The following is a 20,140-nucleotide window of genomic DNA, read 5'->3' as shown; positions in this document are numbered from 1 at the left end:
CAGAAAAATGTCTTCTTTTGTATCCGTCATTCGACCAGTGAAAATTCGCCGGAAGCTTCATCCAGTTCGAACAGTTGCGCTTCGCCAATCGCGTACCAGGCCCCGTGCAGTTTCAGATTACCCGCAGCTTCCTCTTCCGCAATGAACGGAAATGTCCGCAAATTGGCGAGGCTGACCTTGATGGCCTCCCATTCCAGCATGCGTTGCGGATCTTCCGGCGCGTCTGCAATGACCTGATCACGGGCATCGTGAATGATCTCCATCCAGTGATCGATAAAGCTGGGTCCGGGAACGCCCAGATCTTCCCCTTTCAGAGCGGCACCGATGCCCCCACACTGGCCATGGCCGAGCACGACGATATGTTTGACATGAAGACCGGTGACACCGAATTCAATCGCGGCCGAGGCCCCGTGTTGTCCGCCGCCTTCCTCATAGGGCGGCACCAGATTGGCGACGTTGCGCAGGGCAAACATCTGGCCCGGACCGGTGTCGAAAATTGTCGCCGGATCCACCCGGCTGTCGCAGCAGGATATGACCATGACCGGCGGGTGCTGGCCCTCTTTGGAAAGCTCATCATACCGGGCTTTCTGACGCGGATAGCTATATTCCCTGAAGCGCTTGTACCCGTCGAGCAGTGCGGCAAATTCCGGCATCAGAACCGTTCTCCCCTGACCACCTCGACATTGCCGATGGTGATCAGCAGCCCGTGACTTTCGAGCAGCGGGGCGACCTTGTCTGCCAGCAGATCCGCCTTTTCCTGGTTGGCGATCATCAGAACGATGGATTTGGCCGCCGCACCTGTCACTTCGTCATGATCCCAGCGTCCGTCCCGTCCGCCGCCGGACGCGATTTTTATGACGCTCCAGCCGGAGATGTCGACATCCTTTATCAAGCGTATGACCCGCGGAACAAGCGGCGTGTCGACCAGTATTTCAATGCGCTTGCGCTGTACGGTTGTGACCATGGTCTACCCCAGAAAGTTGGCAATAGCCGCGAACAGCGAAATGCCAAAAATAATATTGAACGGGAAGGTGATACCAAGAGACATCGATAAGTAAATACCGGGATCGGCCTGCGGCATGGCCAGCCGCATCGCGGCAGGGACGGCGATATAAGAGGCACTGGCGCACAGGACGCCGAGAACAGCCGCAGAGCCCGGCTCCAGACCAATCAACGTGCCGACTGCTACACCGATGGTCCCGTTGAGGATCGGCATGAATATGGCGAGAGTGGCGAGGTGGAACGTAATTTTCTTCGATTGCATGAGCCGCCGTGCCGCCAACAGGCCCATGTCCAGCAGAAACAGGCAAAGGACACCGTTAAATCCGATGGCAAACAGCGGTTTGATGGGTTCGAAACCCGCTTCGCCAGCGACCATCCCAATGGCAAAGGCACCCATCAGCAGAATGACGGACCCGTTGGTAAGCACTTCGTGGAGCAGGCCGGACCCACTTTCCTTGGCAGCATGGGCATCTTCCGCCACTCCGGGTCGTTTGGCATAGGCCCGCGCAAGCAGCAAACCGGTAATGATGGCAGGCGTTTCCATCAGCGCCATGACACCGACCATGAACCCGTCCGGCTGCATGCCCTGATTGGTGAGCAGTTCCACAGCGGTGACGAAAGTGACCACGCTGACCGAGCCATAATGGGCTGCGACGGCTCCGGAATCGATGGCGCCCAGCTTGCCGATCGATCTCAGCAGGAAAAACGCGAGAATTGGTATCGTGAAACCCAGTGTCACCCCGGCAATGGCTGCTGATGCCAGTTCGGAGGTAAACCCGGTGGAAGCAACCTCGACACCGCCTTTCAAACCGATGGCCGCCATGAGGTAAATCGACATGGCTTTGGCAAAGGGTTCCGGAATGCTGAGATCGGACCGGATCATGGCGGCAAAAAAGCCGAGAATGAAGAACAGGATTACCGGGGAAGTCAGTGTCTCGATTATCATGGCTGAAAGCGCATCCCCCGATTATTTTCATCTGGGAGGCGGGTTACGCAGCGTCATCGCGGTTGGCAAGCGCCGAATGCATCGCTATCTGATAGAAATGAACGAAATTACCAAGATCCCATCGCCTTCGGGCAAACCTGTCCGTCAGCGCAAACCAGACTGGATTCGCGTCAAGGCGCCGATGGGCAAGGGCTTCGAGGAAACTCGCAAACTGATGCGCGAGCACAAGCTCAACACAGTCTGTGAAGAAGCGGCCTGTCCCAATATCGGCGAATGCTGGACCAAGAAGCATGCCACGGTGATGATCCTGGGCGACGTCTGCACCCGGGCCTGCGCGTTCTGCAATGTGAAGACCGGCATGCCGATGAAAGTGGACCCGCTGGAGCCGCAGCATACAGCCGATGCAGCAGCGAAACTGGGCCTGGAACATATTGTTATTACATCGGTCGACCGTGACGATCTGCCGGACGGCGGCGCCAGCCAGTTTGTGAAGGTTATCGAAGCGCTGCGCCGCACAACGCCCGATACGACCATTGAGATCCTGACCCCCGATTTCCGCAACAAGGCAGATGCCGCAATTGAGGCGATCGTGGCGGCGCGTCCGGATGTGTATAATCACAATCTTGAAACGGTGCCGCGTCTTTACCCCACCATTCGTCCAGGCGCCCGCTATTATGCTTCGATCCGTCTGCTGGAACAGGTGAAACGCCTCGATCCGTCGATCTTTACCAAATCCGGGATCATGCTTGGTTTAAGTGAAGAGCGACTGGAAGTGCATCAGGTCATGGATGACATGCGTTCGGCGGATATCGACTTTCTGACCATGGGCCAGTATCTCCAGCCCACCCCAAAACATGTCAAAGTAAGCGAATTTGTGAAGCCGCAGGCCTTTGATGCCTATGCTTCCATTGCCCGGGCCAAGGGCTTTCTGCTTGTCGCATCCAGTCCGCTGACCCGATCAAGCTACCATGCCGGCGAGGATTTCGCGAAAATGCGGGCGGCGCGAGACGAGAAGCTCGCCAGAGAAGCAAAGCATGCCGGCACATAGAGAGACGCGGGAACTGTCGCACAGCGCCGCGCAAATGTATGCGCTGGTGGCGGATGTCGGTCGGTACCAGGAATTTCTTCCCTGGGTCGTTGGCACGCGCATCCGCGCGGATACGGAAACGGAAATGACGGCCGATGTCCTGGTGGGTTTCAAGGGTTTGCGTGAACAATTCACCTCTCGGGTGTTGAAGGTGCCGGGAAAGTCCATCACGGTGGACTATCTCGATGGACCGCTCAAGATGCTCCACAATGAATGGCATTTTCGGCCGCGTGCCGAAGGCGGCAGTTACGTCGATTTCTATGTCGAGTTCTCATTCAAGAACCGCATGTTCGAGAAAATGGCCGGGCAAATGTTTTCAAAGGCCCTGCACAAGATGACCAGTGCTTTTGTCACCCGGGCAGAAGCGATTTACGGCAGTAACTATTCCGATTTGTCGGGAAGCAACAGTTCAAGCGCAACGAGCACTGCCTGAAGCCGAATGTCTGCACGGGTCTGATCTTCGCCGAAGTTCCGGCGATCTGCTACGACATCCTCAAGGCTTTTGCCTTTCTCCGCCTTGGCAAAAACCACCGTGCCAACCGGCTTTTTCTCGGTACCACCGCCCGGGCCGGCCACCCCGGTAATCGCGACTGCGACATCGCAGCCTGATCGTTCAAGTGCACCTTGCGCCATGCCCCAGGCCACCGCGATGGAAACCGCGCCAAATGTCTCCAGCAGGTCGTCACTGACATCCAGCATCGATTGCTTTGCTTCGTTCGAATAGGTGTTGAACCCGCACTCAAACACGTCGCTGCTTCCAGCGATCTCGGTCAGCGCCGCCGCGACAAGACCACCGGTGCAACTTTCGGCGACAGCAACCCGACGCTTCACTTTGCGATTTTCATCCACGACCTTTTGCGCAAGATCGACCATTTCCTGTGGAAGGAGATTGTTCATAGGCTGGGGCCGTTAGCTCATTGTTGCGGTGTTTTGCAAATGTTGAGCGGATCTTTTTCGCGTGAACTGCTGCCGAGCTGCATGAGCGGGGGTGAATTTCATTTCAATCCTACAGTTACTGTTGCCTGAGCGGCGATGCCTTCGCCCCGGCCAGTGAATCCGAGTCGCTCCGTCGTGGTGGCCTTCAGGCTCACGCGATCGATCTCGATATCCAGCATCGCCGCGATATTGGACCGCATGGCTTCACGATGCGGTTTGATTTTCGGCTCTTCGCATATCAATGTCATGTCGACATTATGGACGGTGGCACCTTTCTGGCGGATGAGCGAAACCGCATGACCAACAAATACATCTGAAGCAACACCGCGCCATTTTTCGTCCGAAGGAGGAAAATGATCGCCAATGTCCCCGGCGGCAATCGCACCGAGCAAGGCATCCGTAAGCGCATGCAGCAACACATCGGCATCGCTATGTCCGGCCAGTCCCTTGTCATGTTCGATCCGCAGCCCGCCCAGCCACAGGTCTTCTCCTGCGGCAAGACGGTGCACATCAAAGCCGGAGCCGGTGCGTATTTCGATCATGGTTGTAAGTGCTGCATCTGCAAAATCCTGGCGGGTGGTGAATTTTCGCAATTGGTCATCACCTTCCACAATTGCTACATCATATCCGCAGGCCCGGATCAACTGGGCATCGTCAGAAGCATCAGCGCTCTTTTCGGTTTGTTGATGCACCTCAACCAGCTTGTCGAAATGGAATGCCTGGGGTGTCTGGACCCGCCAGAGACCACTGCGATCAAGGGTTTCTGCGGCAAGCCCGTTCTCAATCCGGATGGTGGTGTCGACGGTCGGCAATACCGGTATGGCTGCTGGTTTGGCGTCCAGTGCGTCCAGCAGCCTGTCAATGACAGATGCCGCCAGAAAGGGGCGGGCCGCATCATGAACGAGTATATGATCGGTTCCGCCGCCTGCGGTGATGGCCGCAAGGCCGTTTGATACGCTCTGTTGACGGGTATCGCCGCCAGTAACCAGTCGGTAATTTTCGATCCCGGACATGGCTTTTTTAGCCGTCTCTGCCTGTCCATCTCCAATAACAATCCAGATCCGGTCGATCATGGGATGGTCGGCCAGGCTTTGCGCGCTGTGGCGCAGCATCGGTTTGCCAGCGACGGGAACATATTGCTTCGGAATGTCCTGACTGGCACGTTCGCCTTTTCCGGCGGCAACAATCATGGCGTCAATCCGGGCTGTGCGTGGCGATGAATCAGTCATTTCGGTCCGTCTAGCCCAAGGATAACTTGCCTGCCAGCCGCTTTGGAAGTAAAGGCTGCTTAAATTTTAGGCACATCACATGAATCTGACCCCGATCTCGATAGGAAATATCCGCATAGAAAGTCCGGTTTTGCTGGCTCCGATGACTGGCGTCACCGACTTGCCGTTCCGCAAACTGGTGCGCCGTTTCGGCTCCGGACTGAACGTCACCGAAATGATTGCCAGCCAGGCGATGATCCGGGAGACTCGCCAGTCACTGCAGAAATGTGCATGGGATCCGATTGAAGAGCCGGTTTCGATGCAACTGGCCGGATGCTGTCCCGATGCTATGGCGGAAGCGGCCAAACTCAACGAGGATCGCGGTGCCCAGATCATTGACATCAACATGGGTTGCCCCGTCAAAAAGGTCGTCAACGGAGATGCAGGTTCCGCCCTGATGCGCGACCTTCCGCTCGCCGCATCGCTGATCAAGGCAACTGTTGAGGCCGTAAATGTGCCGGTCACGGTGAAGATGCGGATGGGCTGGGACCACAGCAGCCTCAATGCACCGGAGCTCGCGCGCATCGCGGAGGATCTGGGCGCCCAGATGATTACCGTGCACGGCAGAACGCGGTGCCAGATGTACAAGGGCAGTGCTGACTGGACGTTCGTGCGTCAGGTCAAGGATGCCGTGTCAGTTCCGGTTATCGTGAACGGAGACATTTGCACCATTGCGGACTGCGAACAGGCGCTGGAAGAAAGCGGTGCCGACGGACTGATGATTGGCCGCGGGGCATATGGCAAGCCATGGCTGCTTGGCCAGGTCATGCACTGGTTCGAGCATCGGGAAATTCTCGCTGATCCGGCACTGGACGCGCAATATGCGGTGCTGGATGAACATTATCGCGACATGCTGACGCATTATGGCGAAGATATTGGCGTGAAAATCGCCCGAAAGCATATCGGCTGGTATACCAAAGGCATGCCTGGCTCGGCGGAGTTCCGCAATGCAGCGAACAAGGAAGCCGATGCTGACAAGGTTTTGTCGATGTTGCAGCAATTTTATGCGCCCTGGCTCGACAAAGCAGCTGCCTGATGCACGAACTTCCTGCGACCGAGCAGATTTTCTCCGGGTTGCCGGACGCCTTGATACTTGTTGATCCCGACCACCTGATCACCAAGGTCAATCCGGCGGCCGAGCAATTCCTGGGCACCAGCGCCAAAAATCTTGTCGGTCAGCCTGTTCAACAGCAGATTCAGTTTGGCGACGGGCGTCTCGCCAGTGCGCTCGAAGATGCGGATGCGAATCTTGCCGCTCGACGAATGGCGGTTTCGGTTCGCGGAACGAAATCGGGGTTTGTGGATTTTTCGATCCAGACCCTGCCCAATAACCCGGTCTGGCGTATCATCTCCCTGTCGCCGCTGCCGAGCGACGGACCGGAAAATGTTGACGAATCCGGGGGGTCGAACGAATTTTCCATTCGCGCTCCGGACATTCTCGGGCATGAGATCAAAAATCCGCTCGCGGCGATCAAGGGGGCTGCTCAGTTGCTGGACCGTTCCATCAGCGAGGAGCAGAAGAATCTGACGGCGATGATCAAGCTGGAAGTGGAACGGATCGCCACTTTGATGGACAGGGTGCAGGGGCTCACCGCAACCCAGCCGGCAAAGGTCGAGGCGATCAATGTTCATTCACTGATCGATCGCGCCAGGCAATCGGTCGAAACTGGCAGCCGGAGGCAAATCCGGATTACTGATGAGTTCGACCCGTCGCTGCCAGATGTGCTGGTGGACCCAGATGCCATGCTCCAGATCCTCACGAATCTCCTCTCCAATGCGGTGGATGCCACGAACAATCTGGACGAACCAATGGTGCGGGTAATCACGCGATACAGTTTTGGGGCATCCTTTTCCGCACAAGGGACCAAGCAGCCGGTGCGGTTGCCGATCGAGATCATGGTCCGGGACAATGGCCCCGGTGTTCCCGCGGAGCTGGAACAGGACATTTTTTCGCCCTTTGTGTCCACAAAGGCAGATGGACAGGGACTGGGGCTGGCTTTGGTCCGGAAGCTGATTGGCGATATGAATGGACGGATCAGATATGAGCGATTGGCTGATGCTGGCCTGACCCAGTTCGTGCTGTTTTTGCCGATCGCAACACAGGATTGATGTCATGAGAAAACAATCGGTACTTCTGGTCGAAGACGACAGTTCTGTCAGTCATATCATTTCGACGGCTCTGAAAGCCGAAGGCATGACGGTGGACAGCTGCAGGACAGTAGCCGACCGGGACAATCTGTTGTCAGGCAACAAATATGATGTGCTGATCACCGATGTCGGACTGGGTGAAGCAGACGGTATTTCCACGCTGGATGCCGTGCGCGCCCAGGATGCTGACTTGCCAGTTATTGTGATATCTGCCCAAAATACGCTGAATACAGCTGTTCGCGCGTCCGAAACGGGCGCATTTGAATATTTTCCCAAACCTTTTGACCTAGATGAACTGGTGGAAGTTGTGCGGCAGGCGGTGAAGCCGCGCGTGGCCGACCTGCCGGTCGAAAGCATTGATGACGACAGTTTGCCGCTCGTCGGGCGTAGCGCTCCCATGCAGGAAGTCTACCGGATGATTGCGCGGCTCCTGCGCAACGACCTCTCCGTCCTGATCCTGGGCGAGTCCGGAACCGGCAAGGAACTGGTGGCTGAAGCCATTCACAGCCTTGGGCACAGGAAATCCGGACCGTTCGTGGCCGTGAACATGGCGGCTATTCCGACCGATCTCATTGAAGCGGAGTTGTTCGGGCATGAAAAGGGTGCATTCACCGGCGCCGTGGCCAGCGCGGCCGGCAAGTTCGAGCAGGCGAGGGGAGGCACTTTGTTCCTCGATGAGATCGGTGACATGCCGATGCATGCTCAGACCCGGTTGCTGCGGGCATTGCAGTCGGGGGAAATCAGCCGTGTAGGGGGCAAGGGGCTGGTCAAACTCGATGTCCGCATTATCGCTGCCACCAACCAGAATTTCGAGCAGCTTATTGCCGACGGCAAGTTCCGGGAAGATCTCTATTACCGGATCAATGTTGTGCCGATTGACCTCCCGCCCTTGCGCGAAAGGGCGAGCGACATCCCCGCGCTGGCTGTGCATTTTTTGAATCTTGCAATATCGGAAGGATTACCGCGCAAATCTCTTTCGGACAAAGCGATGGCAACATTGTCCCGGCATAGCTGGCGCGGCAATGTGCGAGAGCTGAAGAATGTGATCTACCGGGCTGTAGTCACCGCGCGGGAAGAAGAGTTGTCCGATTCCGTTATCCGGCCCATTCTGAAATCCCAGCAGAACGACGAACAGCGTATCCAGGCCGCGGAAGATTTTGAGCATCAGGTCAAGTCGATTGTCGCGGATCTGATCGGGGATCAGGACGACCCCGCCGCCATCTACGGAAAGGCTCTGGAAAAATTTGAACGACCCCTGCTCGAAGAAACTCTGAATCAGGCGGGCGGAAACCAGATAAAGGCCGCCAGGATCCTGGGGATTAATCGCAATACGTTGCGGAAAAAACTGACCGAATATGACATTGATCCCGCGCGAGCGAGGTAAGCAAGAGAGACAGACCGCCGCTGGACTCCGTTCAATCGTGACATAAATGTCAAAAATGTGCTTTTTTTACAACGAAACTGTTGTATTGAGAACACAATGAACGCGCCTCATCCCCCTTCAGGCAAACGTGCTCCGGTCTGGATCAGACGGCTGTCCATACTCGCGGAAAATGATGCGCTGATGAAACGGGTCGAGTGGTTTGTCCTGTTTGTATTCGCCAGCATGCTGGTAGGAACCTATTTCCTGCTCAGCGCCCAGTCTGACCGCTCCGAACTGATTTCTCCTCCGCTCGCGGCATCCTTGCTTGTCGCCAATCTGGTGCCCGCGATAGTGTTGCTGGTGCTGCTGGGTCGGCGCATTGCAAAGGGGAGGGCGGCGAAATCCGCTATTGGCAGCAACGGTCGCCTGCATGTGCGTCTGGTGGCCCTGTTCTCGCTTGTCGCCAGTATTCCCATGTTGCTGGTTGTGATTTTTGCATCGTTTCTGTTCCAATATGGAGTCGAGTTCTGGTTCTCCGACCGAGCGCGAGGGATGCTGGAAAATGCCAATGGTCTGGCCCAGGGCTATTATGAGGAAAACCAGCGAGATGTCGGCGAAGAAACCATTACGATGGCCAATGACTTGCGCGACTATCTGCGCCAGGCGCGTCTGGAGAGTCCGGAATTTGCCGAAGGTTATGTTTTTCAGGTCCTGTCGAGAAAGCTGAATGAATCTGCCATAGTCGAATATGGCGATGACGGCGTCGCTCGAACGGCTGCAGCGGTGGATCCGGATAACCGTGAAACCAGCAACAAAATTACCCCGGAAGTCATTGAAAAGCTGGCTGCCGGGGAAACCTATGTCGTGACGGCGCGCGACAACAAGATTGAAGCGGTAACGGCCCTGGATCTGGAATCCCGGATATTTCTCTATGCAGCACGTGACACGGACATGGACGCGTTGAGCCAATGGGAACGGGCTCAGGCGGTTCTCAAGGATTATGACGATCTGTTTGTCCGTTCGCGCAGTTTGCAGCTGCAATTCAACATTGCGTTATTTGTTGTCTCGTTGCTGATTGTCGGTCTGGCTCTCTGGATCGCGCTGGCTGTAGCAGACCGGATGGTTCGTCCGGTGAGCGAACTGGTTCACGCAGCGAAACGGGTCACGGAAGGGAATCTCGCCACGCGGGTGCCAACACCGGTCGAGAAAGATGAAATCGGAACTTTGGGCCGGGCGTTCAATCGCATGACCGAACGTCTGGAAACCCAGACAACAGCGTTGCTGACTGCCAATGATCAGCTGGGAAGTCGCCGGGCGTTTATCGAGACTGTACTCGAATCCGTCACTGCCGGGATCATGAGCCTCAATACAGCCGGACAGATTCGGCTGACCAATTCCCGGGCCCAGGCGCTGCTGGCACAAAAGGGTGATGAACTGCTGGATCAGCCGATAGCAGAGGTAGCGCCGGAATTTGCCGAACTGGTGGCAGAAGGCGTGGAAAACACGATCATCCAGTTTTCTTCCGGGGGAGAGGTCAAGACGCTGGAAGTCAAGATCGTCGCTGGCTCAGCCGGGCATGTGATCACTTTCGAGGACATCACGCAGCAGCTTCTGGACCAGCGCAGGGCCGCCTGGTCCGACGTCGCCCGCCGTATTGCGCATGAGATCAAGAATCCCCTGACTCCGATCCAGCTTGCAGCAGAGCGTTTGCAACGCCGCTTTGGCAAAAATATCGATGACGGCAATGCCGTCTTCACCCAGTTGACCGGTACGATCGTCCGGCAGGTTGGGGATCTGCGAAAAATTGTTGACGAGTTTTCTTCATTCGCGCGGATGCCGAAACCGACATTCCGCGCCGAGAACCTCGTGGATATTCTCAAACAGGCCCTGTTTCTTCAGGATGTTTCCAACCCGGACATCAATTTTGAGTTCAGGTCAGACGAAGCGGAAATCCCGCTGGTATGCGACCGCCGGCAATTGGGTCAGGCATTCACAAATGTCACCAAGAATGCCGTGGAAGCGATTGGGCAGAAGATGGAGCAGTTCGAGGCAAACGGGGAGCAGCCCCAAGGGCGTGTGTGCCTCACTGTTTCTGCCGATGACGAGCATATTGTCATTCAGCTGGACGACAACGGAATCGGATTGCCGGCAGATCGGGAACGGATCGTAGAACCATACATGACCACCCGTGAAAAGGGGACCGGGCTTGGCCTGGCCATTGTCAAAAAAATTATTGAAGAACATTTCGGGGAGATTGCATTTGCCGATGCACCGGATGGCGGCACGCGCGTGACCATCATCTTCAATCCCGCGAAACTGGAGAGGCTGGGGCAGAACCCGACACTGGAAGGGGGCATTGTCGGACAGGAAGTAGGTGCCGGAAGTGATCTGGCACAAAATGTAGAAGATCAGCGAAAGTAGAGGTCGCCACATGGCTTTGGATATTTTGATTGTAGACGATGAACCCGATATTCGGGAATTGATTTCCGGCGTGCTCGAAGATGACGGCTATGAAACCCGCACGGCGGCGGACAGTGATTCAGCCCTGGCAGCAGTAAATGAGCGAAAACCCTCGCTCGTGTTGCTTGATGTCTGGTTGAGAGGGTCGCGCCTGGATGGTCTGGAACTGCTGACCGAGATCAAAAAGCTGGACCCGAAGCTGCCGGTCATCGTCATCTCCGGCCACGGGAATATTGACACGGCGGTGGCAGCCATATCCGAAGGCGCGGTCGACTTTATCGAAAAACCGTTTGAGGCCGAGCACCTTATGCACCTTGTGGCCCGGGCTACGGAAACGGAAAGCCTCCGCCGGGAGAATGAAATTCTTAAAGCCCGGATCGGACTGGCGGATGAGCTAACCGGTAACTCTGCTGCTGTGAATTCGGTGCGGGCTACACTCAAAAGAGTGGCCGGCACCGGAAGCAGGTTACTGATTTCCGGTCCGGCAGGCGTAGGCAAGGAAGTGGCGGCTCGGCTCATGCATAACTGGAGCACGCGGGCAAATGCCCCATTCGTGACCATCAGCGCTGCGCGGCTGTCGCCGGAAAGTGTCGAAGAAGAACTTTTCGGCACCGAAAAAGGCGGCCAGGTTGATAAGACAGGGTTGCTGGAAGAAGCCCATGGCGGCACCCTGTTTATCGACGAAGTCGCAGATATGCCGCTGGATACCCAGGGCAAGATTCTCCGGGTTTTGACCGAACAGAGTTTCACGCGAGTGGGCGGCAATCAAAAGGTAAAGGTCGACGTGCGCGTGGTATCGGCGACCTCCAGTAATCTGGAAGAGGAAATCGAGGAAAAGCGGTTCCGGGAGGACCTGTTCTACCGTTTGAATGTTGTTCCCGTTGAACTTCCACCCTTAAACCAGAGGCGGGAGGATATTCCTTCGCTTGTCGAACATTATTCCGCCCGCTTTGCGGCCGACCAGCGTCTGAACCCGCCTGAAATTTCCGCTGAAGCAATGGCCGCTCTGCAGGCCTGTGACTGGCCCGGAAATGTGCGGCAGTTGCGGAACGTTATCGAACGCACGATCATTCTGGCGCCCAAGGAAAATTTCCGCCGGATCGAAATTGAAATGTTGCCGGCAGAAGTGCTGGGGCACAGCGATGATCTGGATCAGGGTGTTGCGTCGCTGATGGGATCGCCGCTGCGGGAAGCCCGGGAAAGCTTTGAGCGCGAGTATCTCAAGGTCCAGATTCGCCGGTTCTCGGGAAATATTTCCAAGACGGCCAATTTCATCGGAATGGAGCGATCAGCCCTGCACCGGAAACTCAAAATGCTGGGCCTCGCGACCCGGAAAAAGGCGGAGGCGGATCAGGCGTCGGGTTAAAGTCAGTGAAAGGCGGTTGTAGCGATCGCCGGAAATCCATATATCCGCAGTGACGATCCCCCGGAAGTCTTTCCGTCGTCACCAAAAAACATAACCTGCGGCAGCAAATGCCGCCAAAAAGCGGATGTCAAAAATGACCGACAAGTCCAATAATCTGCAGGATCTGTTCCTGAACTCCCTGAGAAAATCCAAGACACCCGTGACCATGTTTCTGGTCAAGGGTGTGAAGCTGCAAGGCATCGTGACCTGGTTCGACAATTTTTCCGTTCTGTTGCGGCGGGATGGCCAGTCTCAGCTGGTTTACAAACATGCCATCTCGACGGTCATGCCGTCGGACAGCATCGACATGCAGCCCTTTGCCGAACTGATGGACAAGAGCCGGGCGCGGAACGGTGTACTGCAGGAAGTGTTTTTGACAGCAGTGCGGGACAGCAATGACTCGGTGACCATGTTTTTGGTGAACGGCGTAATGTTGCAGGGAGAGGTCGCAGCATATGACCTGTTTTGCATATTGCTGGAGCGGGAAGGCATGTCGCAGCTGGTCTACAAACATGCGATTTCGACCGTGCAGCCCGGAGGTCCGATCAATCTGGCCGACTATAATAACAGTGAAGACGGTTAGCTTTGATCCCATTTGAAAAAGACGGACTGGACGGTAGCACCGATCGCGCGCTGATCGTTCATCCCGATCTGGGCGCGATATCCGGAAATCATCTGGAATATCGCCTGGAAGAGGCGGCGGGTCTGGCACTGGCTATCGGGCTGGAAGCGACATCAACCCGCGCCTTCACCATTCGCGCACCCAAGCCGGGAACGTTATTCGGGTCTGGTCAGGTGCGCGAGATCAAGACGATTCTTGCCCAGGACGACGCCACAATATTGATCGTCGATGGAACGCTGACCGCGATCCAGCAGCGCAATCTGGAGGAAGAGCTCAAGGTCAAGGTGATCGACCGGACGGGACTGATCCTTGAAATTTTTGGTGCGCGGGCAGCCACGGCTGAAGGTCGGTTGCAGGTTGAACTGGCCCATCTCGACTATCAGGCGGGCCGACTGGTACGCAGCTGGACCCACCTCGAAAGGCAGCGCGGTGGCTTCGGGTTTCTGGGTGGTCCGGGCGAGACCCAGATCGAGTCCGACCGTCGGATGATCCGTGACCGCATGGCCAAGTTGCGGAAAGACCTTTCTCATTTGCGCAAAACGCGGACCCTCCATCGCTCGCGGCGTCAGAAGGCTCCGTGGCCAGTCATTGCCCTCGTGGGTTATACCAATGCCGGCAAGTCGACACTGTTCAACCGCCTGACCGGTGCCGGGGTTTTTGCCGAAGACCTATTGTTCGCGACGCTTGATCCGACAATGCGGGAATTTCCGCTGCCGGGTTATGACAAGGCCATTCTCTCTGATACGGTGGGATTTGTGTCAGACCTTCCCACCCAGCTGGTGGCGGCTTTTCGGGCAACACTGGAAGAAGTGACTGCAGCAGACATCATTGTCCATGTCCGCGATATCTCACATGCCGCGAGCGATGATCAGGCGAAAGATGTCGAGCATATCCTGCGGGAATTGGGGGTGGATCTGGAAACTGGTGAGGGCGCCCAGATCATTGAAGCCTGGAACAAGATCGATCTGCTCAATGACGCAGACCCTCTTTCTGTTCAGATACCTGATGACATTCCTGAACATGTGTGTCCCATATCTGCCATAACCGGTGAGGGCGTTGATCAACTGGTTCAGATGATTTCACGGAATCTTTCGCTAAACCACGATGTGGAAACCGTAACTCTGGACATGTCAGACGGCAAGCGTCTGGCCTGGCTGCATGAAAATGGGCGGGTGCTGGAAACCGAAGAAGCGCAGGGGGCGCTGGTTCTTGCGGTGAAAATGTCGAAAAGAAACTGGGGCCGGTTCAAACAACTGGAAAGCTGATCAGGCAGACCGCAGAGAGGCCTTCACCTGTTGCCAGGCTTCTTCCAGTTCATCGATTGTCATGTCTTTCATGTCCTGTTCAACGGTCTCTTCGACCTTGTTGAAACGGGTTGAAAACTTCGCCGTCGCATCTCGCAGGGCTTGTTCGGCATCAACCTTGTGATGGCGGGCGAGATTGACGGCGGCAAACAACAAGTCTCCGAGCTCATCGTGCAGCTCTTCCTCGTTTTGCGCCTGTTCAACTTCTTCAAGTTCTTCGAGCAGCTTGGCCTTGACCGGAGCAATATCCGGCCAGTCAAAACCGACCCTGGCCGCGCGTTTCTGGATTTTTTGCGCACGCAACAAGGCGGGCAGGGCCAGAGCAACGCCATCAAGCGTCCTCGCCTTGCCATCGGCGGCCCGTTCATCTGCCTTGATCTGTTCCCAGCCAGGCGATGTATCACTGGCGCCAAATATGTGTGGATGCCGACGTGTCATTTTGTCGCATATGCCGTCGACAACGTCCTGAAAGGTAAAATGATCGTCATCACTGGCGATCTGACTGTGAAAGACAACCTGCAGCAAGAGATCACCCAGTTCGTCGCGCAGTGCGTCGATGTCCTTGCGCTCAATCGCATCCGCGACTTCATAGGCTTCCTCAATCGTATATGGCGCGATGGTTTCAAAAGTCTGCACTGTGTCCCATTCGCAGCCGTCTTCCGGATCACGCAATCGTCGCATGATTTCCAGCAGGGGAGCTATTGTTTGGGTATTTTCCATGAAGATCGGCTCAGGTATTTAAGGTTGATAATATATATTATGTTAAATTATATTCGCTATCAGGAGCCCGGAGGTTCAAGGATCATCTCATTGCCCTCCACCCGCCAGCTCTTCATTGCCGACAGAAAGTTCATTCCCAACACATTGGTATCGCCAAATTCTTCCGCCACGATAACCGGAAAATCCGAAGCGGCCATGAGATCGAGATCCAGAGACTGAATACGGCCCCGGCGTACTTCGACGGTGCCGTTGGCGGTTGATACATATGCCGGAAAGCCACCTTCATTGATTTCAATACCCGCTGCGCGCGCCGTATTCAGATTCATAGCGGTTGTCGTGGCGCCGCTGTCGATCAGAAAACGTACCGGCGTATCGTTCACCTGTGCATTCACCCAGAAATGGCCGTCCATCGACTGGCGGATGCGCAGCGTCGTACCGACAACATTCTGGTTGCTGGCACCGGTGAGCTCTTCTGTGACCCGGTACCACACACCGGTCAGCTCATCACGATAAGTAAATGCAACTATGAAGACCGCAAATATGGCCACCCAGGCCAGCGCCGACCGGATCATTTCTCCCAGACCAATTCGCCGGGAAAACAGCGCGCTGGCGACAAGGACCAGGGCGCCTATGGCGAATACCAGATTGATATTTTGATCTTCGGTCATGTCATATCTCTTGGATGCATCCGTCATATGCCGGAGCAATGGTTTCCGGCAGCATAGATGCGAGACGATTATAGTCCATCGATTTGTCCATATGTGTGAGCAGCGTGAAACCTGGCTGAACATCTTGGATCAGGTCCAGCGTCATCTGCAGATGGGCATGGGTCGGATGCGGCTTTTCGCGCAACGCATCGACAATGAACAGATCGCAATTGCGATACAGATCACGCATTTCATCGCTGACTTCACCGAAATCAGTGGCATAGCAGACAGACTTGCCACCATGCTCAAAACGCAATCCGGTGGACGTGATGCCGCCATGTGGCTGGTCAACACAGGTTACGGTCATATCCCCGATGGTCTGCGTGTCTTCCAGAACCTGCGCTTCGCAAATCGTGGGATAATAGCTGTGACCCTTGAACACATAGGAGAATCGTGTCTTCAGGCTGTCCAGGGCAAAAGAGCGCGCATAACCGGGGATCGGTTCGCGCCGATTGTGAAATATCTGCCGCAAGTCATCAATGCCATGGCAATGATCCGCGTGGTCATGGGTCCATATCACATTGTCGACTGTAGTGATTTCACAAGCCAGTAACTGGTTGCGCAAATCCGGTGACGTATCGACCAGAATATTTGTCGTTTCCGACTCCACCAAAATCGAGACCCGGCTGCGTCTGTTTTTGGGTTCTTCGGGATTACAATCACCCCAGTCATTACCGATACGCGGCACGCCCGAAGAGGTTCCGCAACCGAGTATGGTTGCTCTCACGGCTTGGCTTTGCTGAAAAGCCGGTAGAAATTCCGGGAAGTTGAATCGCAGAGTTCGGAATATTCCTCACCCCGGAGTTCCGCCAGAAAACGTGCTGTATCGGCGACAAATGCCGGTTCACCGGTTTTCCCCCGGTGCGGTACCGGAGCGAGAAACGGGGCATCTGTTTCCACTAGCAACCTGTCGCCGGGCAGGTTTGCTGCGGTTTCCTGCAGATCCTTGGCATTTTTGAACGTCACGATTCCGGAAATCGAGATATACAGCCCCATATTCAAGGCTTTCCGGGCAAAGTTTTCACTCGCCGTGAAGCAGTGGATGACACCGGTATAGGCGCCCTGCTCCATCTCTTCGGCCATGATCGCAGCCGTATCGTCTTCGGCATCCCGCGTGTGCACAATTATCGGCAATCCGGTTTCGCGGGCGGCATGAATATGGGTCCGGAAACTCTGTTTCTGGCGTTCCCGGTCGCTGTGATCATAATAATAGTCGAGCCCGGTTTCTCCGATGGCAACAACCCGCTCCTGATCTGCCTGTTTCACGAGCTTCGCCAGATCGACATCCGGATGGGAATCGGCCTCATGCGGATGAATGCCAATGCTGGACCAGACATCCTTTTCGCGATTGGCCGTGGCAACAATATCGCTCCATTCCGATTCCCGGGTCGAAATGTTGAGCATGGCGGTTACGCCGCTTTCCCGGGCCCTTGCAAGGACAGCATCCTGCTCCTCGATCAGGCCCTTGTAGTTGAGATGGCAATGGCTATCGACCAGCATGCGGATCAGGCCTCCTCGGTGGCTGCCGGCAGCTCGAGGCGCGGAAATATCGGGCTGGGTTTGGAAATTTCGGTTCCGGGCTCCAGCAATTGTTCCAGATGATCGAAATTCCTGGCGTCCCTGGGCTGGTTCAAGACATCCAGCATCTTGTCGCAACTGTCCGGAATAACCCAGCGCAGCAATATGGCCAGCCGGCGTATGGACTCCGCCGTGTAGTAGAGCACCGTATCCGCGCGCGCCGGGTCGGTTTTTCGCAAGGCCCAGGGCTCCTGATCGGCGAAATACTGGTTGGAAGCGCTCAGCCGTTCCCGGATCAGGTCAATGGCGGCGTGAATAGGCAATTCATCGCTCGCCAGCAGTTCTGTCACGGCGTGAAAACACGTCTGCAAATCCTTCAAAAGACTCTTTTCTGCCTCTGTGGCTTCGCCGGGTTGGGGGATTTTTCCATCGCAGTTTTTGGCAATCATCGACAGGCTGCGCTGCGCCAGATTGCCGAAATTATTGGCCAGATCGGCATTGGTCCGGGTGACGATCATTTCGGCCGAATAGCTGCCGTCCTTGCCGAAAATCACATCTGACAACAGGAAATAGCGAAGCTGATCCACACCGAATTTATCGGCCAGATTCAAGGGATCGACGACATTGCCGACAGATTTCGACATTTTTTCCCCGCGATTGAGCAGGAACCCGTGACCAAAAACCTGTTTCGGCAGAGGCAATCCGGCGCTCATCAGAAAGGCCGGCCAGTACACGCTGTGAAACCGGACAATATCTTTGCCGATGATATGCGTGATGTCGCCACCGGCGGTCCAGTATTTCGGATAATCCTCTGTTTCTGCAGGATAACCCAGACCGGTGAGATAATTTGTCAGTGCGTCCACCCAGACATACATGACGTGATTTTCTGCACCGGGGACTTTCACCCCCCAGTCGAAACTTGTACGGGAAATCGACAGATCCTTCAGACCGCCTTCGACGAACCTGATCATTTCGTTGCGACGGCTGTCCGGTTTCAGAAATCCGGAGTTTTCCCGAAACAATTTGAGCAATGGTTCCTGATATCTGGACAGCCGGAAAAACCAGCTTTCCTCGACGGTCCATTCAACAGGCGTGCCCTGAGGCGACAGTTTTTCCGTCTCACCCCCCTCGCCTTCGGCTGTCACCAGCTCGCTTTCATCATAATAGGCTTCGTCGCGAACCGAGTACCAGCCTTCATATTTGTCGAGGTACAGGTCACCGTTGGCTTCCATTGCTGACCAGATCGCCTGGCTGGCTGCATGATGATCAGTTTCTGACGTCCGGATGAAACGATCATGCGATATGTCCAGTTTTTTGGTCATTTCGATGAAATAGCCGGCCATTTCGTCGGCCAGCACCTGAGGCGGTACGCCTTTCTTCGCGGCTGCCTGCGCCATTTTCAGACCATGTTCGTCAGTTCCCGTCTGGAAGCGCACATCGCGGCCTGCCATCCGGTGAAAACGCGCCAGGGCATCGGTGGCGACGGCTTCATAAGCGTGCCCGATATGGGGTGGTCCGTTGGGATAGCTGATAGCTGTTGTGATATAATAGGGTTGCGACATGAAATTCTTTCTCGAATCCGGCTCCGAACAGCCGTTCAGGGCCTTCTTTATGCGGGCTCCCGCCGGAGGGCAAGCGATCCCATCATGCTGGCCAGGCGGAATATAACGGCCTGACTATCAAGTGCCTTTGGAACCGCCATACCCGCCAGATCGCAGATTTCCTGCCATGTTTCTATTGCCCGAATTCTGTCAGAGTCCCGGTTCGATCGAACATGGTCCGCTACCAGTCCGGGAACGAGGTCCAGAAAGGCGTGATATCGTGCCGTTGCGGCTTTGAGCGACAGTTTGCGGGCCAGATCATTTCTGATCCTGTTGTCCGGATCTCCACTCTCAAGGATCTGCATGGCGAGTTGTTCCAGCTCAGCCAGACCCGCATCGACATATTGCAGGGCGCGTCCCGGCGCCCCCTTCCCTGCGCGGATCAAAGCCTCGGTTTCCGGATTGTCCAGATCTGGTGCCAGCTGTTGGAGAACTTCTCGCATCTGTGCGTCATCCAGCGGTTCAAACCGCAAAATCTGGCATCGGGAACGGATCGTCGGCAGCAATCGCTCCGGCGTGTGACTGACAAGTAAAAATACAGTCTTTAGAGGCGGTTCCTCAAGATTCTTGAGCAGGGCGTTGGCCCCTCCCCGCTCAAGATCGTCGATCGCATCAATGATCACCACGCGATGGGAGGCGATCGAAGCCTGAGTGTTGAAGAGCGATTGCAGACTGCGCACCTGGTCGATCGAGATATTGCGTTTCAGTTCATGTGCCTCGAGCGATTCAATGCCGCTTTCTCTCGCCTTTTTGTCTTCCTTGTCGGACTTCCCTCCGCGTTGCAGCAACCGGAAATCGGGATGTGAGCCTGCGGCGAGCAATCTCGCAGCCTGGCTTTCAGCATCAATTTCCAGGCGATTTGATGGTGCCGGTGAATGCCGATCCGATTCCAGCAGGAATTGCGCAGCCTGCCGCGCGAAACCGGCCTTGCCCAGGCCTTTCGGGCCAGCAAGTATCCATGCATGATGGAGCGTGCCTTTTTCGAAAGCAGATGCGAACACCCGTTTCGCCTGATCATGTCCCAATAGGGTATCCGGAGCAAATGACGTCATG

The 20,140-nt window shown here is 55.7% G+C and carries 19 protein-coding genes and 1 pseudogene; 9 read left to right on the top strand and 11 right to left on the bottom strand.

Annotated elements, in window-relative coordinates:
• Positions 1-26: 26 nt before the first annotated feature.
• The 3 genes from BUQ90_RS12600 to BUQ90_RS12590 are packed head-to-tail and all read right to left on the bottom strand — an operon-like array spanning position 27 to position 1,948.
• Positions 27-653 carry a carbonic anhydrase gene (locus BUQ90_RS12600; RefSeq protein WP_074205531.1) on the bottom strand — a complete coding sequence of 209 codons (627 nt, stop codon included), beginning with the start codon at positions 651-653 and terminating at the stop codon, positions 27-29.
• On the bottom strand, positions 653-964 hold the full coding sequence (locus BUQ90_RS12595; RefSeq protein WP_074205530.1) for a P-II family nitrogen regulator: 312 nt from the start codon (positions 962-964) through the stop codon (positions 653-655). The genes BUQ90_RS12600 and BUQ90_RS12595 overlap by 1 nt, the downstream gene beginning before the upstream one ends.
• Positions 965-967: 3 nt before the next feature.
• Positions 968-1,948, bottom strand: a complete 981-nt coding sequence (locus BUQ90_RS12590) for a sodium-dependent bicarbonate transport family permease (RefSeq protein ID WP_074205529.1) — start codon at positions 1,946-1,948, stop codon at positions 968-970.
• Positions 1,949-2,024: 76 nt separating this feature from the next.
• Here BUQ90_RS12590 and lipA point away from each other — a divergent pair, with 76 nt between their 5' ends.
• A complete protein-coding gene (gene lipA / locus BUQ90_RS12585) occupies positions 2,025-2,996 on the top strand; it encodes a lipoyl synthase (protein ID WP_074206405.1) in 972 nt (323 codons plus the stop codon).
• Positions 2,983-3,468, top strand: coding sequence for a type II toxin-antitoxin system RatA family toxin (locus BUQ90_RS12580; RefSeq protein ID WP_074205528.1), 486 nt, complete (start codon positions 2,983-2,985; stop codon positions 3,466-3,468). Before lipA ends, BUQ90_RS12580 begins: the two co-directional genes overlap by 14 nt.
• On the opposite strand, the gene BUQ90_RS12575 is transcribed toward BUQ90_RS12580, so the two are convergent.
• Together BUQ90_RS12575 and BUQ90_RS12570 are read right to left on the bottom strand one after the other, a co-directional pair.
• The gene (locus BUQ90_RS12575) at positions 3,417-3,932 is read right to left on the bottom strand and encodes a CinA family protein (protein WP_074205527.1); all 516 of its coding nucleotides are present in this window, start codon (positions 3,930-3,932) and stop codon (positions 3,417-3,419) included. The genes BUQ90_RS12580 and BUQ90_RS12575 overlap by 52 nt on opposite strands.
• A 98-nt stretch (positions 3,933-4,030) precedes the next feature.
• Positions 4,031-5,200, bottom strand: a complete 1,170-nt coding sequence (locus BUQ90_RS12570) for a bifunctional 2-C-methyl-D-erythritol 4-phosphate cytidylyltransferase/2-C-methyl-D-erythritol 2,4-cyclodiphosphate synthase (protein ID WP_074205526.1) — start codon at positions 5,198-5,200, stop codon at positions 4,031-4,033.
• A 79-nt stretch (positions 5,201-5,279) separates the two neighbouring features.
• Between BUQ90_RS12570 and dusB the strand changes: the two genes are divergently transcribed.
• The 7 genes and pseudogenes from dusB (at position 5,280) to hflX (ending at position 14,502) form a co-directional block, all read left to right on the top strand.
• Positions 5,280-6,275, top strand: coding sequence for a tRNA dihydrouridine synthase DusB (gene dusB / locus BUQ90_RS12565; RefSeq protein ID WP_074205525.1), 996 nt, complete (start codon positions 5,280-5,282; stop codon positions 6,273-6,275).
• A complete protein-coding gene (locus BUQ90_RS12560) occupies positions 6,275-7,348 on the top strand; it encodes a two-component system sensor histidine kinase NtrB (protein WP_074205524.1) in 1,074 nt (357 codons plus the stop codon). Before dusB ends, BUQ90_RS12560 begins: the two co-directional genes overlap by 1 nt.
• A gap of 4 nt (positions 7,349-7,352) precedes the next feature.
• Positions 7,353-8,771: a sigma 54-interacting transcriptional regulator gene (locus tag BUQ90_RS12555; RefSeq protein WP_074205523.1), complete on the top strand. Its 1,419-nt coding sequence runs from the start codon at positions 7,353-7,355 to the stop codon at positions 8,769-8,771.
• A 96-nt stretch (positions 8,772-8,867) separates the two neighbouring features.
• A complete protein-coding gene (locus BUQ90_RS12550) occupies positions 8,868-11,171 on the top strand; it encodes a sensor histidine kinase (RefSeq protein WP_074205522.1) in 2,304 nt (767 codons plus the stop codon).
• Positions 11,172-11,181: 10 nt separating this feature from the next.
• Positions 11,182-12,576, top strand: coding sequence for a nitrogen assimilation response regulator NtrX (gene ntrX / locus BUQ90_RS12545; protein WP_074205521.1), 1,395 nt, complete (start codon positions 11,182-11,184; stop codon positions 12,574-12,576).
• 121 nt (positions 12,577-12,697) lie between these two features.
• A pseudogene (gene hfq / locus BUQ90_RS12540) lies at positions 12,698-13,198 on the top strand (RNA chaperone Hfq); the annotation flags it as partial.
• A 2-nt stretch (positions 13,199-13,200) separates the two neighbouring features.
• Positions 13,201-14,502, top strand: coding sequence for a GTPase HflX (hflX, locus tag BUQ90_RS12535; protein WP_074205519.1), 1,302 nt, complete (start codon positions 13,201-13,203; stop codon positions 14,500-14,502).
• Here hflX and mazG read toward each other — a convergent pair whose 3' ends face one another.
• The 6 genes from mazG to BUQ90_RS12505 are packed head-to-tail and all read right to left on the bottom strand — an operon-like array spanning position 14,503 to position 20,139.
• Positions 14,503-15,261: a nucleoside triphosphate pyrophosphohydrolase gene (gene mazG, locus BUQ90_RS12530; protein ID WP_074205518.1), complete on the bottom strand. Its 759-nt coding sequence runs from the start codon at positions 15,259-15,261 to the stop codon at positions 14,503-14,505. It lies immediately after the preceding gene.
• Between the two features lie 59 nt (positions 15,262-15,320).
• Positions 15,321-15,929, bottom strand: a complete 609-nt coding sequence (locus tag BUQ90_RS12525; protein WP_074206404.1) for a retropepsin-like aspartic protease family protein — start codon at positions 15,927-15,929, stop codon at positions 15,321-15,323.
• Position 15,930: 1 nt separating this feature from the next.
• Positions 15,931-16,695: an MBL fold metallo-hydrolase gene (locus BUQ90_RS12520; protein WP_074205517.1), complete on the bottom strand. Its 765-nt coding sequence runs from the start codon at positions 16,693-16,695 to the stop codon at positions 15,931-15,933.
• Positions 16,692-17,468, bottom strand: a complete 777-nt coding sequence (locus tag BUQ90_RS12515) for a TatD family hydrolase (protein WP_074205516.1) — start codon at positions 17,466-17,468, stop codon at positions 16,692-16,694. Before BUQ90_RS12515 ends, BUQ90_RS12520 begins: the two co-directional genes overlap by 4 nt.
• A 5-nt stretch (positions 17,469-17,473) precedes the next feature.
• Positions 17,474-19,048, bottom strand: a complete 1,575-nt coding sequence (gene metG, locus BUQ90_RS12510; RefSeq protein WP_074205515.1) for a methionine--tRNA ligase — start codon at positions 19,046-19,048, stop codon at positions 17,474-17,476.
• A gap of 47 nt (positions 19,049-19,095) precedes the next feature.
• On the bottom strand, positions 19,096-20,139 hold the full coding sequence (locus BUQ90_RS12505) for an AAA family ATPase (RefSeq protein WP_074205514.1): 1,044 nt from the start codon (positions 20,137-20,139) through the stop codon (positions 19,096-19,098).
• Between the last annotated feature and the right edge of the window lies 1 nt (position 20,140).

Source organism: Parasphingorhabdus marina DSM 22363, assembly GCF_900128895.1.
Lineage (GTDB): Bacteria > Pseudomonadota > Alphaproteobacteria > Sphingomonadales > Sphingomonadaceae > Parasphingorhabdus > Parasphingorhabdus marina.
Note: the sequence above shows the minus strand (reverse complement) of the source record. Positions and strands in the feature narration are given on the sequence as shown.

Excerpts from the sequence above, each read along its gene's own strand:
- BUQ90_RS12600 (WP_074205531.1), bottom strand. The coding sequence starts at position 653 with ATGCCGGAATTTGCCGCACTGCTCGACGGGTACAAGCGCTTCAGGGAA.
- BUQ90_RS12570 (WP_074205526.1), bottom strand. The coding sequence starts at position 5,200 with ATGACTGATTCATCGCCACGCACAGCCCGGATTGACGCCATGATTGTT.
- metG (WP_074205515.1), bottom strand. The coding sequence starts at position 19,048 with ATGTCGCAACCCTATTATATCACAACAGCTATCAGCTATCCCAACGGA.
- BUQ90_RS12595 (WP_074205530.1), bottom strand. The coding sequence starts at position 964 with ATGGTCACAACCGTACAGCGCAAGCGCATTGAAATACTGGTCGACACG.
- BUQ90_RS12525 (WP_074206404.1), bottom strand. The coding sequence starts at position 15,929 with ATGACCGAAGATCAAAATATCAATCTGGTATTCGCCATAGGCGCCCTG.
- lipA (WP_074206405.1), top strand. The coding sequence starts at position 2,025 with ATGCATCGCTATCTGATAGAAATGAACGAAATTACCAAGATCCCATCG.
- BUQ90_RS12555 (WP_074205523.1), top strand. The coding sequence starts at position 7,353 with ATGAGAAAACAATCGGTACTTCTGGTCGAAGACGACAGTTCTGTCAGT.
- BUQ90_RS12505 (WP_074205514.1), bottom strand. The coding sequence starts at position 20,139 with ATGACGTCATTTGCTCCGGATACCCTATTGGGACATGATCAGGCGAAA.
- mazG (WP_074205518.1), bottom strand. The coding sequence starts at position 15,261 with ATGGAAAATACCCAAACAATAGCTCCCCTGCTGGAAATCATGCGACGA.
- BUQ90_RS12575 (WP_074205527.1), bottom strand. The coding sequence starts at position 3,932 with ATGAACAATCTCCTTCCACAGGAAATGGTCGATCTTGCGCAAAAGGTC.
- BUQ90_RS12590 (WP_074205529.1), bottom strand. The coding sequence starts at position 1,948 with ATGATAATCGAGACACTGACTTCCCCGGTAATCCTGTTCTTCATTCTC.
- BUQ90_RS12550 (WP_074205522.1), top strand. The coding sequence starts at position 8,868 with ATGAACGCGCCTCATCCCCCTTCAGGCAAACGTGCTCCGGTCTGGATC.
- dusB (WP_074205525.1), top strand. The coding sequence starts at position 5,280 with ATGAATCTGACCCCGATCTCGATAGGAAATATCCGCATAGAAAGTCCG.
- BUQ90_RS12515 (WP_074205516.1), bottom strand. The coding sequence starts at position 17,468 with ATGCTGGTCGATAGCCATTGCCATCTCAACTACAAGGGCCTGATCGAG.
- BUQ90_RS12560 (WP_074205524.1), top strand. The coding sequence starts at position 6,275 with ATGCACGAACTTCCTGCGACCGAGCAGATTTTCTCCGGGTTGCCGGAC.
- ntrX (WP_074205521.1), top strand. The coding sequence starts at position 11,182 with ATGGCTTTGGATATTTTGATTGTAGACGATGAACCCGATATTCGGGAA.
- BUQ90_RS12580 (WP_074205528.1), top strand. The coding sequence starts at position 2,983 with ATGCCGGCACATAGAGAGACGCGGGAACTGTCGCACAGCGCCGCGCAA.